This is a genomic window from Acetobacter persici, from assembly GCF_018256955.1.
GTDB lineage: Bacteria > Pseudomonadota > Alphaproteobacteria > Acetobacterales > Acetobacteraceae > Acetobacter > Acetobacter persici.
Genome location: NZ_JAERKU010000014.1, coordinates 1 through 16,041 on the forward strand (window position 1 = coordinate 1; position 16,041 = coordinate 16,041).

The window sequence follows — 16,041 nt, forward strand, 5'->3', positions numbered from 1 at the left end:
GAAAAGACAGACTGCATCATACTCATCATAAACAGCTATGCAGTCCGTTCTGGCATTCAAGGTCTAACAGGCCCTAGTCTATGGTCTGGCTGGTGCATTCTGGCATGCCAATTATGGACTTTGTTCTGTTCCCTCCCCAGATGCTTTTATGGCCATAAAACAGGGAAATATCTGCAAACTCGTTCTTGGTTTTGCTGTTATACCCGTTAGTAAAATTCAATGTCGCCTTATAACCGAAACACGCGTCCTGTGCCTTAGCAAAGCGGCCAGACAGCACTTCACGCCATACTGGTTTCTTATCCGCCCTGTCAGCGGGCTGCTGCGTCGTCGTATGCTTTGGAGTATCCGTAAAAAAGTAGAGGGAAAAACATAAAGTTATGCATGTGATTTTCTAAAATTAATTTCACACCTCCCAGAAAATTCTCTTTTAAAGCCATATCTCCATCTCACACATCAGATACGGGCTGTTAAAAATCAACACCAGATCGCACCAGTGAACGATACTGTCTTGCGTGAGCCAACAGAGTCAGGATCTAAAAGCAAACATCAAAAAACTTCTCTTATATAAGTTTTCATCAAACAGATGATAATTACGATAGAGAACAGAACATTCTCATGAAACTGCTTTCGATCCTTCGGGCATGAGACGGAAAAAAGTGTTTGATCTCTTAATCATGTAACATGCCTTCACTGAGCATTTCACCGTCAGCTTTAATCTGAAAATCGGCCGCTCCTTCTGTTACAAGTAGTCGGCTATACTCACATATACCCTGCCCTTTGCAGGCCGTAACACGTTTGATCTTCAGCAGTACAGATCCTCTTGCAATATTCAGCCACTCACTCACATCATCAGCAGCCTGTGTCAGACCGATAGATATATCGGCATGGCTTATCTGAAATTTGAAGATATCCTTTAAAATAGTAGATGACGTTTTGCTGCCCGCAAGTTCGGGTGTCACCATTTTGGCAAGATGGCCCGGATAAAAAACCTCCGTTACGCCGAGGGGGCCTTCTGCAGAACGATATCCGCGCCGAATAAACAGTACGTCTCCTTGTTCACCGAACCCTCTTGCCACGTCCTCTGGTGCGGGCTGCAGCCGATAATCCAGAAGCGTCATCCGGGGGCGCAGCCCTTTATCTGCCAGAATTTCAAAAAAGGAATGAATGGTCTTCTGGCGCCCCGGCCGATGCACCGCCCCGACAAATGTTCCTCGCCCGTGCTGCCTTACAATCACGTCTCTTTTTGCCAGATATGACAGCGCCTGACGCACTGTAATACGACTGACGCCATAAAGCCGACATAGCTCGGCCTCGGACGGCAGTCTGTCCATGAACCGCTCATCTTTACCGATCAAGCCAGAAATATGGTGGCCAACCTGCAGATAGAGCGGGGTTGGGTCATTCGGTTCCAGATAGGCGGAGAAGAGAGCGTCCGGCATAAAAAATCCCATAAATATTTCGATTTTGTATTGAAAAGGATCGGAAAACGATTTAGCTAAGACGTCTTATAACAACACAATACGTCTTTGTTGATCCTTCTCTCGCTTTTTTGTCTCAATCTGCAAGGTTGCCCGGCTTTCCGGGTTCTTCCGTATCGTTCGAGAGTTTCTTTCATGCGCGCTTTAACCTTTCTGAGTACAGCCCTTGTTGGCAACCTCTTCTGGGTGGCAGCGTATGCTGCGCCGGATACACCCACAAACCACAGCAGAGAGAAACGCCATTCTCACTCCGCTAGCAAGAGCGCAAAACCGCAAATCTCTAAGGCCGAAGATATTCTTGTATCTGCAAGAACAGTGGCAGGCGGCCGCATGGTGCCTCAAAATGGCACGAAATCGCGCAGTGAGATTACACAAGCGTACATTGCCAAGCAGGCTCCAACGCCAAACGTATTCAAGCTTTTAGGCAATCTCCCTGGCGCCAATGTCGCCAGCGCCGACCCGTTTGGGATGGTCAGTGGTAATATGACAATCCGCGGTATGAACAGTGATCAGATAGGCTTTACCGTGGAAGGGGCTCCGCTGAATGATATCGGTTCCTATATGGCGTTTCCCACCGAATGGGTTGATTCAGAGAACCTGAACGAAGTCACCATGCAGCAGGGGTCCGCCAATCTGGACTCTCCGGTTATCGGAGCATCTGGCGGCATTGTGACAATGAAGCTGATTGAACCATCCCACAAAATGGGCGCCACGATTGCCGGTTCCTTTGGTTCTTACAATACCCATCGGGAATATGTCCGGCTGCAAAGCGGCGATATCGGAAATACCGGAATGCGGGCGTTTGTCGCATGGTCTCACCTGGAAGAACCGCATTTTCGCGGCGCTGGTGATGACCATAAGCAGCATGTGGACGCCAAGCTGGTTAAAGACTGGGACAATGGCAGTCGCAGCACTGTGGCTGTCACGTTCGATGATTCCATGAAAGTGGCCTATCTCAACCCGAGCCTGTCAGCATGGCAGGAATACGGAAGGCACGCCAACTACACCGAAAAATTTTCTCCCACCGATACAAAATACTGGAAGCTGCATCAGAGCCCTTATCGGGTTCTGATCCTGAGCGCACCTCAGAATATTGTCATTAATGATAAGCTGGGCTTTGACTTCACACCGTATTTCTATTGGAATTCCGGAACAATTGCCTCCGCCTCTCTCATGTCGGAAAATGCGATTTATTCCGGTACCCAGAAATACAGCATGGATCTGAACGGAAACGGGACCACGACCGATAAGGTCATGATGTATACACCGTTCGGCACACCATATGTCTATCGCCCCGGCCTGGTATCCAAAGTGCATTATAATCTGGGCAGGCATACTCTTGTGTTTGGATACTGGTTTGACTGGTCACGTGAGCGAATGGTCAATCCTTACAGTGAAGTTGGTGCGAATGGTGGCCCGGCGAATGTCTGGGGTTATCTGGGGAACGTGAAGCTTTCTGACGGCACCCGTCTGGCGAGTTATGACAATCTGACCATTACCCGCGTCAATACATTGTTTTTTGGAGATACCTTTAACGCCCTCAATAATCGCCTCCGCGTTGAGGCCGGTATCAAGGAATCCATGGTCAGCCGTATTGGCTACAACTATTTGCCGGGAGCACAATATCGCACCGGCATGAATGTCGCAGTTGCAACGCCTAACCTCGGCGCACGCTACCGTATAGACGATCACAGTCAGATTTTTGCCGATGTCGCCACCAACTTCCGCACCCCCACACTTAATGCGCTTTATAATACATACAGCGCAACCACGGGGAAAATCGCCACACAGGCTAACCCAGGCCAGAAAACGGAGTACTCGATTTCGGAAGAAATCGGCTATCGCTATCAGGGTGGCCTTGTGAATGGATCTATCACGTTCTTCAACTATAATTTCACAAACCGTCAGGTGGCCACACAGGTTACTGTGAACAATGCCCAGATCACGCAGAACATTAACGCAGGCGGGCAGACATCCCGCGGCGTGGATATTGAAATCGGCCTGCGCCCCTGGCACCATCTCCACCCCTATATCTCTGCCGAATATCTGCATGCCACAATCGATAATAATTACCGGGTGGGCTCCGACTATCTGCCCACTGCTGGGAAAATGGCTGTGCGCAGTCCGCAGGCACAGGCTTCTGTCGGGCTGGATTATGATGATGGCACGTATTTTGCCGGATTTTCTGTCAAATATGTTGGTCGCCAGTTTTCAACCTTCATGAATGATCAGGCGATGCCCGGCTATGTGAGTGCTGATATGAATATTGGCTACCGCGCCCCGAAAATCCTGAACACACGGCCGGAAATCCGCCTGAACTTCATGAATGTGGGGGATAACAAATATCTCTCCGGGGTTGCAGGTATTGCTGCGTCCTCCAGAGCTACCCGCGGCATTTACGGCAGCACTATCGCCTCGCAAGGGTCGCCCACCTATTATGTTGCTGGCAGCTTTGCTGCTCTTGCCACCGCCAAGATAGACCTCTGACTCTTATGCGATATCCCAGATTAGATCGTTTTTTTGGACTCACGACCAGCGGAACAACCGTTGGTCGTGAAATTGTGGCTGGTCTGACCACATTTGCAGCCATGGTTTATTGCGTCGCCGTTAACCCGATGATTATGGCAGAAGCTGGCATGGACCGCGCAAGCGTTCTAAGCGCGACATGCCTCATTGCCATTTTCAGTACCACCCTGATGGGCCTGCTGGCCAACCTCCCGCTTGGCGTTGCGCCTGCAATGGGGTCAAACGTCGTCTTTGCCATCATTCTGGTCAAGCAAATGGGTGTGCCGTGGCAGGCGGCGCTGGCACTCGTCTGCCTGACGGGTGTGATCTTCATGATCATGAGTCTGACGCGCATCCGCGAGCGCATTGCTCATGATATTCCAGACACCTTACGTATTGGCATTCAGGTCGCCGTGGGGTTGGTCATCATGTTTATCGGCATGCGTAATTCCGGCTTTGTGGTTGCCAGTCCGTCCACATTTGTCACCATGGGGTCGATCAGCAGTCCGAAAGTCCTCATGACGCTGGCGGGTTTTATTCTTACACCTATTCTGGTGGTCAGGCGTATTCCCGGCGCGTTAATCCTTTCAATTATAGCACTCACCGTTGCCGGACTTTTTTTGCCTGATGGAAAAGGCGGCACTCTCACACACTGGCCTGCGCATATTGTTGCCCTGCCGCAGTGGCCCTATGCCACGGCCTTCCACCTGGAACCGCTCTATCTTATCCATAACTTCCTCTATGTGCTGCCCATGCTGTTCTTTTTCCTGTGTACAGAACTGTTTGGGACACTCGCTAATCTTCTCGGCGTCGTCACTGCAACGGGCATGGTTTCAAAAAACGGACAGATCCCTCGTGCACGCGAGGCATTTGTAACGGATGCTGCCGGCAGTATTCTGGCCCCTCTTCTCGGCACATCCATTGTCACCGTTTATTCTGAATCTATCACAGGTGTACATGCAGGCGGGCGTACCGGTTTGACGGCTCTGGTAATTGCGGGGGGCTTTTTTGCAGCCCTGTTTTTATGGCCCCTTTTCATGATTATCCCACCACAGGCAACGGCTCCGTCTCTGTTGATGGTTGGTATGATGATGTTTCAGGGCGTGCGCCATCTTGATCTGTCAGATATGAAGGAAAGTGCTCCAGCCGCCCTCACCTTTCTAACGGCTCTTCTGACAGGCAACCTCATCAACGGCATGGCAATTGGTACTTTGTCCTATACAACAATGGCTCTTGCCACGGGCCGCGTCCGCACTATCTCTCCCGTTGTGTGGGGCCTTTGCGTCATTTTCATCATGTTCTTTATTGTTTCTGCCCACATGCACGGCCACCACGCCTGAAGGGAATTCAGCCATGTTTTCAAAATTACGGTTTTCAACTTTTTTGGCTGGTCTGTTCGTTCTGTTTCCCCTTCACGGCCACGCGCAGACACCCGGGGACCCTAATTACATTATTATTGATAATGATTTTGCCGGTCCCGGTGGGACCAACATCCAGTCCGTTATTCCGCTTCTTGGGCAACCAGATAAGGCAACCGTGCTGGGCTTTACTGTTGTGGTCGGAGATGGGTGGGAAAATGAGGCCGCAGCACATCTGTCCCGTTTTCTGGAAATTGCCGGAAGTCCAGAGACACTCCCAGTCGTTCCCGGTGCCACTCAGCCTCTGGTCAACTCCCGCGCCCGGCTTCTGGCATGGGAAAAATCCAACGGCAAAATGCCATGGAAAGGGGCATGGCGCGGTGATGCCCCGGATTTTCAGCCGCCGGTCAAACCTCTGAAAGAAGGCATGCCAGACCGAAAGCTTTCTTCCGAAACAGCCGCCCTGTTTCTGATACGGCAGGTCCATGCGCACCCACACCAGATCACGCTTCTGGCAGCCGGTCCACTGACAAATATTGCTCTTGCTATCAAGCTGGATCCGGAATTTGCTTCTTTGTGTCGCCGCCTTGTTTTTATGGGGGCCATTGTAGACGGTAACCTTTCACAGGTTACGCAAAGTGCAGACTACTACACAGACTTCAACTTCATGTTTGACCCGGAGGCCGCCAGCATTACTCTGGAAGCGCCCTTCCCTGAGGTTGTTTCCGTGGGGGGCGTTGCTAACGCCATTCGCATGACAGCGGAAATCCGTGATCAGGCAACACGCACAGCTGGTCCTGTTGCCGACTATCTGCGTCAGTATTTCCATCCACAACCCATGTGGGATGAACTGGCTGCAGCTATTTCTGTTGATCCAGCTCTGGTGACCGACAAGGTTGTGGCTTACATGGATGTTGATCTGACCCATGGACCAAACTACGGCTACGCTCATGTCTGGCCGGAAAGCACGCGCCCCCATATCGGGGAACGTCCAGTTACAATCGTCACCGCAGTTGACAAGGCCCGCTTTCTCAAAACCTTTGTTAAAGCAGCCAACCGGATGAACACGCATGGTTGATGTCACCTGCTCACTCGCAGAACCAGAACTCCGCCGGCGCGCAGTGGATGCTGCCTGCGGGCGCGCACCGTTTGACATTCTCCTCTGCAATGGGCGTGTGGCAGATGTTGCAACCGGAGAGCTTCGCTACGCAGATGTCGGACTGGTTGGTCCTCTTATAGCCAGTATGCACCCGACAGGTGAGCGTCAGGATGCAACAAAGCAGTTTGACCTGAAAGGCGCCATTCTTGCTCCGGGGCTTATTGACTCTCACGTACACATTGAAAGCTCCATGGTGACGCCGCGTATCTATGCGCAGACCGTGGTGCCACAAGGCACGACGACCATATGCTGGGATCCGCACGAAATTGGGAATGTTAGCGGTTTGCCGGGAGTCAGATGGGCAATTGAGGCCTCAAAAGGTCTCCCGTTGCGTATTCTGGTGGAAGCACCTTCCTGCGTACCGTCCGCGCCTGGTCTCGAACGATCCGGTGCGGATTTTGACGCAACCGCAATGGCTGAGATGTTGTCCTGGCCAGAAATTATTGGCGTTGCAGAAGTTATGGACATGCGGGGCGTCGTAAATAACGCTCCGCGCATGACGACCATTGTCAATGCGGGCCTTAAAAGCGGCAAACTCGTTTGTGGCCATGCCCGCAATCTTGCAGGAAAAAACCTTCAGGCCTTCATGGCGGCTGGCATTGAATCTGACCACGAACTGACCAGCAAAACCGATATTCTGGAAAAACTCCGGTCTGGTATGACATTGGAGCTCAGAGTCTCACACGAGAACATTCTCCCTGAAGCTGTAGCCGCGTTTAAAGAGCTCGGTATTGTTCCTCAGACTGTGACACTCTGTACAGATGATGTCTTTCCCGATGATCTGCTGCGACGTGGTGGAATGGTGCATCATCTCAGATGCCTGGTCGCTTTGGGTATGAACCCGCTGGACGTCCTGAGATGCGCGACGTTGAATACAGCTCAGCGTCTGGAACGCCGTGACCTCGGCCTTGTTGCTGCCGGTCGTCGTGCTGATCTGGTCGTCTTTGATAATCTGACTGATTTTACACCGCTGGAGGTCTTTGCTTCTGGTGTTCATGTCGCGTCGCGTGGAACGCTGATCACCACGCTGCCACCGGAATTGCCCGGTATGCCAGTGAATACCGTCAAGCGCACACCTGTCACGAGTTCTGACTTTAAAATTCCTCATACAGAGAAATCGAAGGTTAAAATCAGAACCGTGAGCACACCCCGTACAACTCACTGGGGCGAACGGGAGATAGATTTAAAAGACGGGTATCTCATTCTCCCCCCTGATACCGCCCTCATGGCTGTTTTCAATCGCTATGGTGATAATTCGCCTCCGGGGCTTGGTGTTCTCGAAGGATGGGGAGACTGGTCAGCCACGATTGGCACAACCATTCTCCATGACAGTCATAACCTGGCCGTATTCGGGCGGGACCCGGAAGAGATGGCGCGTGTCGCCAACACTCTTATTGCCAGCGGCGGGGGTATGGCCGTGGCAAAAGCCGACAAGCACCTCGTGCACGTCGCGCTCCCCGTATGTGGACTTCTGTCCCCTGAAAATCTCGAAATAGTCAGTAAACATTTTGCTGACGTGCGGGATGCCGCAGCGACCGCTACCACATGGAATGGGCCAACCAGCATGATAAAGCTTGTCACGGGAGCTTCTCTGGCCTGCAATCCGGGCCCGCATGTTACAGATCTGGGCATTGCTGATGGCATGACAGGAGACGTTTTTTCCACGATGGTTCTGGGCGACGCCTGATGGATTTTCCTCGTGACGTTACTGCAATGCGCCGTGAATTCCATCGCTTTCCAGAAACAGCATTTCTTGAATACCGAACGGCGGCAATTGTCGCAAAACGCCTGTCTGAACTGGGTTACACCGTAAAAGCCGGACCACAAATCATGCACATGGATGGTGTGCGTGGTTTGCCCTCAGATCAGGCGTTCACTGCAGCAAAAGAGGCTGCGCTACAGGCCGGAGCGGATGAAAGATGGCTGAACAGAATGCCGGGCGGACAAACCGCTATCTGTGGTGAACTCCAGAGGGGGCCGGGCCCTGTTCTGGCTTTACGCTTTGATATGGATGCGCTGCCAGTTCATGAATCACAATCTGAGCAGCATCCTCCAAACACCCAGGGTTTTTCTTCCATTCATCTGGGGCGTATGCATGCCTGCGGCCATGATGGGCACACAGCTATCGGGCTTGCTGTTGCAGAAAAACTAGCGCAACCCGATGCCAGATGGAACGGCACAGTACGCCTTATCTTCCAACCAGCCGAGGAAGGGGGACGCGGCGCACAGCCGATTGTCGCGAGTGGCTTGCTAGATGATGTCGATATTTTTCTGGCCAGCCATCTGGGGTGCCAACTCCCCAGCGGGCAGATTGCATTAACGGCCGATGGATTTCTTTGGGCCGAAAAGTGGAATGTCACTTTCACTGGTCGGGCAGCGCATGCTGCCATGTGCCCTGAAGAGGGACGAAACGCCCTTCTCGCAGCAGCTCTAGCAGTTGCTGGGCTGTATGCTTTGCCTCGTGACGGTCAATCCGATACACGGATTAATGTAGGACTGCTACAGGCGGGTCGAACCCGCAATGTTATTGCAGACCGGGCTTATCTGGAGCTTGAAGTACGTGCAGCCAGCCGTGAAGGGCTCAAGCGCCTGACAGAAGGAGCAAGACGCACACTTGAAGGCGCCGCTCTGACACAGGATGTTAATGTGGAGATTGATCTCTACGGCAACGCCATCAGTGCACAATCAGATCCCGCGATTATGACACGGCTGGAAAAAGCGGTTCTTACTACGAAGACAGGCACTATTGTCTCTAACTGGCCGATTGGTGGTGGAGATGATGCAACCTTTATGATGCAGCGTGTGCAGCAATGCGGCGGCCACGCTGGCTACTGCCTTATCGGAGCCGATATTGCAGCTCCGCACCACTCCAGTCTTTTTGATATTGACGAAAATGCTCTTGAACGCGCAGTCAGATTATTAGCTGCGTTTGTTGAAGACGCCGCATGAGCACCCTGTCCTTCTGGCAGACTTTTGCGCCTGACATTGATCTTAAGACTCCCTATACGGACCGTTACAGAGTTTCTCTGGGGCAGCATAGGCTGGACCTGCCACTTCGCCCTCTTCCTTCCGGTGAACTGGCAGTTGCATCGCTTCTAGTCAACCAGACATCCTTTCAGGTGGCAGATGCGATATGTGCTGGTCTGGGGCGTCTGGCGGCAGAAATCAAGCCTGATCTGGTTGTCGGCATGCCTACTCTTGGTTTGGGGCTGGCTGCCTATGTTGCGAGACACAGCGGACTGGAACGCTATGTGCCACTCAGCACCTCCCGCAAATTCTGGTACGAAGAGAAACTTTCTGCTCCCATTTCTTCCATAACCAGCCCAGGCACAGCAAAAAGACTGTATCTGGACCCCAATCTTCTTCCTCTGGTTCAGGCTGCAAAACGGATCATCATCGTTGATGATGTTATCAGCACAGGAACTTCTCTCTCCGCTGGGACGGATGTTCTCACAGCGGCTGGCGTCACGCCGCATGCGGCTCTATGTGTTATGACGCAAAGCAACCGCTGGAAAAATCGTTTTCCGTTTCCAATCCTGAGTTGCTTTTCATCACCAATTTTCAGACGTGTTAAGAATGGATGGATTATTGATTCTTATGAGAATTAATTTCTATATTTTAAGAAAATAATTTTTTTATTATAAATATTACCGAAAACACCCTGAATATATTATTTTGAGATTTCAACTGACGGCGCGCCTTAGTCCATTGGATGTTGGAGCAATTGAAATTTTTCAATTGCTCGATTATTCACCAAAGGACGTTTTCTCTCATCGCTCTCTGTTCGTTCCCATTCAAGCGCCACGAAGAGCCAGTACAGCAAATGTAGCGAGCCAGTGCTCACCCATGTAATCACCAACGATATGCGGCAAACTCGCATCAAGATGTGCCTTACAGGCCCGTTCAATCAGTGCCTTGAAAGCCTCATCAGGACGAAGAACAGCCAGAATCTCACGCCAACACCAGACACGGCTCAGATTAAGTCCATCAAGATGCGCGATCTTGCCGTCAGTACGCGTGCTGACCATCGCGGGTGTGAAAAGTGTTGCGGGCTTTCCCTCCATAATTCGCGGAAGAAAACGACCAAACCAGTCCTGAAATGCAGTGCTATCCAGCACTCGTGCCATTAAAGCGGCTTCCATCAACGCGGACGACAGGAATTCATCTCCGCATGGTTCCCATGCCTGACATGCTTCATCGTTCCCAAACCAGTCATTGGCACGATCACGTGCCAGTCGCGCCAGCTCTTCATCTTGAAAAGTCTCAGCATAATCAAGTGTAAGCCGCAGACTGAAAGCACTATTAAAATGCGTACCCACGCGGATGGGATAGGCCGCCAATGGCAGAAAATCCCGATAAAGAGCTGCTATTTTTTCTGCTAATGGGGCTAGAACATCCGCGAATTCGGAAAGATAAGGATGCGCATGGAGTTCCGTGACGAGCTTAAGCAGCCAGCCCCACCCGTAGGGACGTTCGAAGCTACGGCGCAAAGGATTTTCAAAATAAGACTGTTCAATCTCAACATTTTTGATGGTAACATGTTTTCGAAACAAAGCGATAATATCGTCTTTCGTCTCAAGATCTGGAAAACTTTTTATAAGGGTTGCAAGCATCCAATAACCATGAACACAGGAATGCCAGTCAAAACTGCCATAAAATATAGGATGGCTCTCCTGCGGTAATGGCCGATCTTCCTCATTCAGTATGCAATGGCCAGGAAAATAAGGAAATTGACGGCTAACATGGCCCAGTGCGATCCGTGCAAAACGGTCAGCTGTCGTTTGGTCGAACGTCATAGCGATGAATGTCCTTCAAAGAATGTGAGCACATAAAGCAGCAAAGTATTCCCTGAGAACACGAAAAGTGCTGCCGGAATTTGAGCGCGGATCACGGCAAAACGATCCTGAAGCCCAAGCAGAGAAACTGGAACGATATTGAAATTGACCGCCATGGGGGTCAGAAGCGTACCACTAAAACCGCATAACATGCCAATGGCAGCAACAGGCGCCGGAGACAGACCAAAACTCTGGACAAGAACCGGTAGGCCCAGCGCACCAAAAAGAATAGGGAACGCTGCGAAAGCGTTTCCAACCAGCGCTGACACCAGCATCATGCCTGTTGTATATCCCAGCACCGCCGCCAGCTCGTTGCCGGCTGGCAGAATGATTGTTAGTAAAGCCCCAAGCTGTTGATTAACGCCAGCAGCCATATAAACGCCTCCAAGCGTCGCTAGAATCTGTGGCAGAACCAGTGGCCAGCCCACCCGACAGACCAGCGCACTTCCCGATGCAAAAGGAAGTCCGGCAGGAGGGCGCAATCGCCACCATGCAACCACGAGGCCTGCCAACGTTGCCAGCACATAACCGATCTGGTTAGCCCGCTTGGGGTCAATTAACGGACGTCCGTGCCAGTGCATCCATGGAGCGGCAAGAACAAAGAGCACCGCCACAAGTGGAACAACCAGCAAAGGCAGCAGAAGGCGCACCATACTATTATTTTTTGCCCCATCTTCTCCTGCAAGCACGGAACCGCTCAATGGTAGCGCCTCAACACCCGCAGGCATCAAGGAGCGGCTGCGCATGCACAGCGCCAGAAAAGTCATGCCAATAATGATCAGGCCGTTGGAAAAATCATTAAAGGCCGAACCCGCAATAAAGTGCAGGCCGTACAGTCCCCAAAAACCAGCCAGTGCAGCACCCTGCCCTGCTCCACGCCGGAGCGCGCTGTATGCCGTGTAAAAAAAGAACAGCCCCAGCGCCGCATAGATTATTTCCATCCCTATCATGCTGTCAGCGCCTCAGACTACGATCAATCTTTCGGAAACATAGCCATGAAACAGCCAGAGCCATGACGGCGGAAGGGATAGCCCAAACAGAAAGCTGCCAGGGCAAGACCTGAACATTATTTGCCTCAAGCACGGCCTGCATTAGCAGAATTGAGGCGACAGCCAGAAAAATATCCTCGCCGAAAAAGCCCGCAACATTGTCCGTAGCGGCCGCCGCAGCGCGCAGTCGCTCTCTCTCTTCTTCCGTCAGGGTCTCGTTTGTTATATGCCGTCCGGCCTCCTCTGCCATTGGAGCGATCAGTGGTCGCACCATCTGAACCTGCCCTCCGAGAGACGTCAGTCCTAACGCCGCGGAAATCTGACGTAGTATAAAATATCCCCGTAAAACATGCCCCGGCGTCTTAAGGTTCAGGCGGGAAACCAGCCCCCGGGCAGCATCCGCAAGACCCGCCCATTCCAACAACCCGATAAGCGGAAGAATTGTCCACATAACGCTGATATAGCGGGCTGAGGTTGCATAATGCCCTAGCATCGCAACTGCCTCATAGGGTGTTTTACCAGCTAGAAGCGGCGTTATCAGTGAACTCGCCACCACGACAAACAGGATATTCATGCGTAAGATCACGCCGCCGATGATCACTCCAAGACCCAGCAGTGTCATCCAGGAACCGTGATCAACCATAATGCCCGTTTCCCTTTTGTCTAATGTCCGAAAAGAACGTCCAGAAGCTCAGAAGACTGAGCCGACCTGAACAAAAACATATCGCCCCATCATTTCTTCACCATAAAGAGCCGCTGCCGTATTAAAATAGGAATCCAGAACAAAAGGCGGTTTTTTATCAAGCAGGTTGTTGACGCCGACCTCGATCGTCCAGTGTGGCAGTGTGTATGTCAGGGTCAGGTCATGAGCAAATATGCCCGGCGTGCGATATTGTCCGGCAGTTTTCGCTGTCAGATCCGTCGTGCCGTTGTTCCACACCATGCCGCTCGTGTAACTCATCATATAGGTAAGAGCGACATTACCATGGCTCCAGGTTGCGGTCGCATAGTCACGAATACGCGGGATACCGGAACCAGTCTGGTTGAACATACGGCCTGTATAATTATAAAACTTTCCATTCGGCTCGTTCTGCTGATTGTAACCAAAAACCTGCTGATAATTATTTGACAGAGAAAGGTAGTTTTTCCCGAAGAGATGAATATTATAACTCAGATCAAAATCCAGACCGTCTTCTCGGAGTGTTCCGAGGTTTTGATAAAGCGTTTGCACGGTCGAGATCTGATTCCCTGTCGTACGCTGGGAGACGTCGCTGCAATAGGATGGATCAGCACCTGTATAACACTCGTCAAGCACGTATTGCGGCAACAGAGCACTGATTGTGTGGTTGATTGTATAATGCCAGTATTCTACGGAAACGTTGAGATGAGGGGCAAAACGGGGAGTAATGACGGTTCCTACCGTCCATGTGCGCCCTGTTTCCGGCTGCAAATTTGGGTTGCCACCTGAAATCGTAGGAATTTTACCCGCATTAGCATCCACAAAGCTAGCCGTATTGATCCCCTGCAGAGCACAATTCGCTGCGACACTCCCGCTCAGAGCACCATAGGACGATACCTGCGCACAGGGATCATGCGCTGACTGGTAGGATAACGTTCGGCCACCATAAAGTTCATAAACATTAGGCTGCCGGAATGATGTCCCTAGCGTAGCCCGAAAGCGGATGTCATCAACAGGAGCCCAGTTGATACCTGTTTTCCATATCTGCGTACTTCCAAATGTATTGTAGCGCGACCACCGCCCTTGGGCATCAACAGAGAGATCTTTCGCCATAAACGCATTACGCAGGAACGGAACGTTCAGTTCACCATAGACTTCTGTTGTATTAAAGCCGCCACCCGTCGCTGAGGCACTTCCGTTTGCCGCAGCAATATCACCAGCGTTGCTCAAGGGATCAGGTGTGAAGCTGAGTTGCTCACTCCGGTGCTCGACACCAAATGCCAGCCCCACATCCCCACCATGCGCGTATGGCATATGCACCAGATGGTTATTATGCACGCGAAAATTAAAATCACGCAACTGATAGGATGTGTGATTGGAAATGGTCGCAGATGCGTAATCAACAGCCTTTTGTGACCATGGCGCAAACGGGTTTTGCAACACGCAGCCGCTGGATGCTGCACAGACTGACGGATCATAAACCACTGCACTATGTGCATCGCCGGGCGTAAGCTGGCGCACACCCATTTCCTGCATCATGTGACTATAATTCACAACATTCTGCGCCCGCAGGGTCATATCGCTGGCTCCGTAAGCCATGGAGGCATCATAATTCCAGCCTCCAAAAATATGCCCCTTTGCACCAGCATTCACCTGCCATGTGTCACTGGCCTGCCCGAACTGACGGTCCCCAAAAGCATCCATGCGCTTATACATATTCACATCTTGCCCCCACATATTGTAAGGGTTTCCGGACGGCAGAATAAAGCTACTCGGCAATGTGGATGGATAAATACTCCCGGTCACAGGTGAAGGTGCCTGAGTCTGCTGCGTTGTCTTATGAGAATAGAAAATCGACGCATAAGGCTTGAACCAGTCCGTCACATCATAATGCGCCTGACCATGAAGCGTGGCTGTCTGAAGATAATTCGTCAAATTACCATCACGCCCATAATTATAGTTGTCGGCAGATGAAAACGGAGTGAAATCACCATTCGGAGACTGCACGAGATTAAAACGCCCAGCCGGGTCCATAACGCGCGTTGCTGTGGAAATTGATGAACCATAAGCAGGTTTGCCACTAACAGGATTAGTCACCTGAGGGTCCCGTGCCCATGCCCGATTACGCTGCATGATCGGACTAACCGTTTCATAGGACCCAAACAGCGTGATATTGCCGCGGCCCTGATCAAAATTAAAGCCCTTGTGACCGGAGATTTTACCAGTCTGGCCGTCTCCCTGATCCGTGATTCCACCCCGAACGGTGAAACCTCCTGTCGTCAGATTATGCTTCAGTTTGATATTGATAACGCCGGAAACCGCATCTGCTCCATACAGTTCCGAGCCGCCATCTTTAAGAATTTCAATACTATCAACCAGATCAACGGGGATTGTATTCAAGTCAACACAGCTCTGGGAGGAACTGGCAGACTGAACCTGTCGTTTGCCATCAATCAGCACAAGTACGCGGCTGGCACCGAGATTACGGATATCAGTGCAGGACATACCTAATCCGCCACTTGTCTGGGTATTGGTTGTACCAGAGGAGCCAATGCTTGGTAAACGTTGAAGATATTCGCCAATAGTTGTGGAAGCCGTCCTCTGTATTTGCCGGGATGTAATGGTCTGAACAGGGTTCGCGCTGGCATTATTGCGCTGAGACAGCGCAGAGCCGACTACCGTCAACGTTTCCGCGGTTGTAGTCGTTTTGTCTGCCGCATGTGCTTCGACGGAAGTCGCCAATCCAGCCAGCGCTGCAGAAAAAGTTCCCCAGGAACGAATGGAAATACGTTTGCGGCGTTTGGGCCGACTATATGCGTCAGACACGTTCCGTTTCCCCCAGATTGTTGCCGCCTGCGTGGTTCAGGCATTGCGACGCTGCCACGATAGTGTTCGATTCGAATAGAAATTACACATGATTCGAAAACGTAATCAATGAAAACATGAGAAACTCGCTTAATTTCGAATTTTGCGCGTTTCTCCCTTGCAAATAGACGTGTATAATTTCAACATGAAGACAGTTGGCGAGACACTGAACA

The 16,041-nt window shown here is 51.3% G+C and carries 11 protein-coding genes; 6 read left to right on the top strand and 5 right to left on the bottom strand.

Translation table 11 applies throughout. From position 1 onward, the window contains the following. Nucleotides 1–668 precede the first annotated feature (668 nt). Nucleotides 669–1,439, bottom strand: coding sequence for a GntR family transcriptional regulator (locus JK199_RS12955; protein WP_086656387.1), 771 nt, complete (start codon nucleotides 1,437–1,439; stop codon nucleotides 669–671). Nucleotides 1,440–1,613: 174 nt separating this feature from the next. Between JK199_RS12955 and JK199_RS12960 the strand changes: the two genes are divergently transcribed. From JK199_RS12960 to JK199_RS12985, 6 genes are read left to right on the top strand one after another with little or no spacing between them, the layout of a single operon-like run. Then, nucleotides 1,614–3,965: a TonB-dependent receptor gene (locus tag JK199_RS12960; protein WP_086656366.1), complete on the top strand. Its 2,352-nt coding sequence runs from the start codon at nucleotides 1,614–1,616 to the stop codon at nucleotides 3,963–3,965. Between the two features lie 5 nt (nucleotides 3,966–3,970). Then, a complete protein-coding gene (locus JK199_RS12965) occupies nucleotides 3,971–5,323 on the top strand; it encodes an NCS2 family permease (protein WP_212376667.1) in 1,353 nt (450 codons plus the stop codon). Between the two features lie 13 nt (nucleotides 5,324–5,336). Beyond that, nucleotides 5,337–6,419 (top strand): nucleoside hydrolase, encoded by a 1,083-nt coding sequence (locus tag JK199_RS12970; protein WP_086656364.1) that lies wholly within the window; start codon nucleotides 5,337–5,339, stop codon nucleotides 6,417–6,419. Then, entirely contained in the window at nucleotides 6,412–8,187 is a 1,776-nt protein-coding gene (locus tag JK199_RS12975; protein WP_212376671.1) for an adenine deaminase, read from the top strand. Before JK199_RS12970 ends, JK199_RS12975 begins: the two co-directional genes overlap by 8 nt. Beyond that, nucleotides 8,187–9,449 carry an amidohydrolase gene (locus tag JK199_RS12980; protein ID WP_212376673.1) on the top strand — a complete coding sequence of 421 codons (1,263 nt, stop codon included), beginning with the start codon at nucleotides 8,187–8,189 and terminating at the stop codon, nucleotides 9,447–9,449. The genes JK199_RS12975 and JK199_RS12980 overlap by 1 nt, the downstream gene beginning before the upstream one ends. Further along, complete coding sequence (locus tag JK199_RS12985) at nucleotides 9,446–10,108, top strand: phosphoribosyltransferase (RefSeq protein ID WP_212376676.1); 663 nt, start codon at nucleotides 9,446–9,448, stop codon at nucleotides 10,106–10,108. Before JK199_RS12980 ends, JK199_RS12985 begins: the two co-directional genes overlap by 4 nt. 186 nt (nucleotides 10,109–10,294) lie before the next feature. On the opposite strand, the gene JK199_RS12990 is transcribed toward JK199_RS12985, so the two are convergent. From JK199_RS12990 to JK199_RS13005, 4 genes are read right to left on the bottom strand one after another with little or no spacing between them, the layout of a single operon-like run. Beyond that, complete coding sequence (locus JK199_RS12990) at nucleotides 10,295–11,296, bottom strand: DUF2891 domain-containing protein (RefSeq protein ID WP_212376679.1); 1,002 nt, start codon at nucleotides 11,294–11,296, stop codon at nucleotides 10,295–10,297. After that, complete coding sequence (locus JK199_RS12995) at nucleotides 11,293–12,276, bottom strand: 5-oxoproline transporter, DUF979 family subunit (protein WP_212376682.1); 984 nt, start codon at nucleotides 12,274–12,276, stop codon at nucleotides 11,293–11,295. Before JK199_RS12995 ends, JK199_RS12990 begins: the two co-directional genes overlap by 4 nt. A 13-nt stretch (nucleotides 12,277–12,289) precedes the next feature. Next, a complete protein-coding gene (locus tag JK199_RS13000; RefSeq protein ID WP_212376685.1) occupies nucleotides 12,290–12,967 on the bottom strand; it encodes a 5-oxoproline transporter, DUF969 family subunit in 678 nt (225 codons plus the stop codon). A 48-nt stretch (nucleotides 12,968–13,015) separates the two neighbouring features. Then, on the bottom strand, nucleotides 13,016–15,745 hold the full coding sequence (locus tag JK199_RS13005) for a TonB-dependent receptor domain-containing protein (protein WP_408742387.1): 2,730 nt from the start codon (nucleotides 15,743–15,745) through the stop codon (nucleotides 13,016–13,018). Nucleotides 15,746–16,041 lie beyond the last annotated feature (296 nt).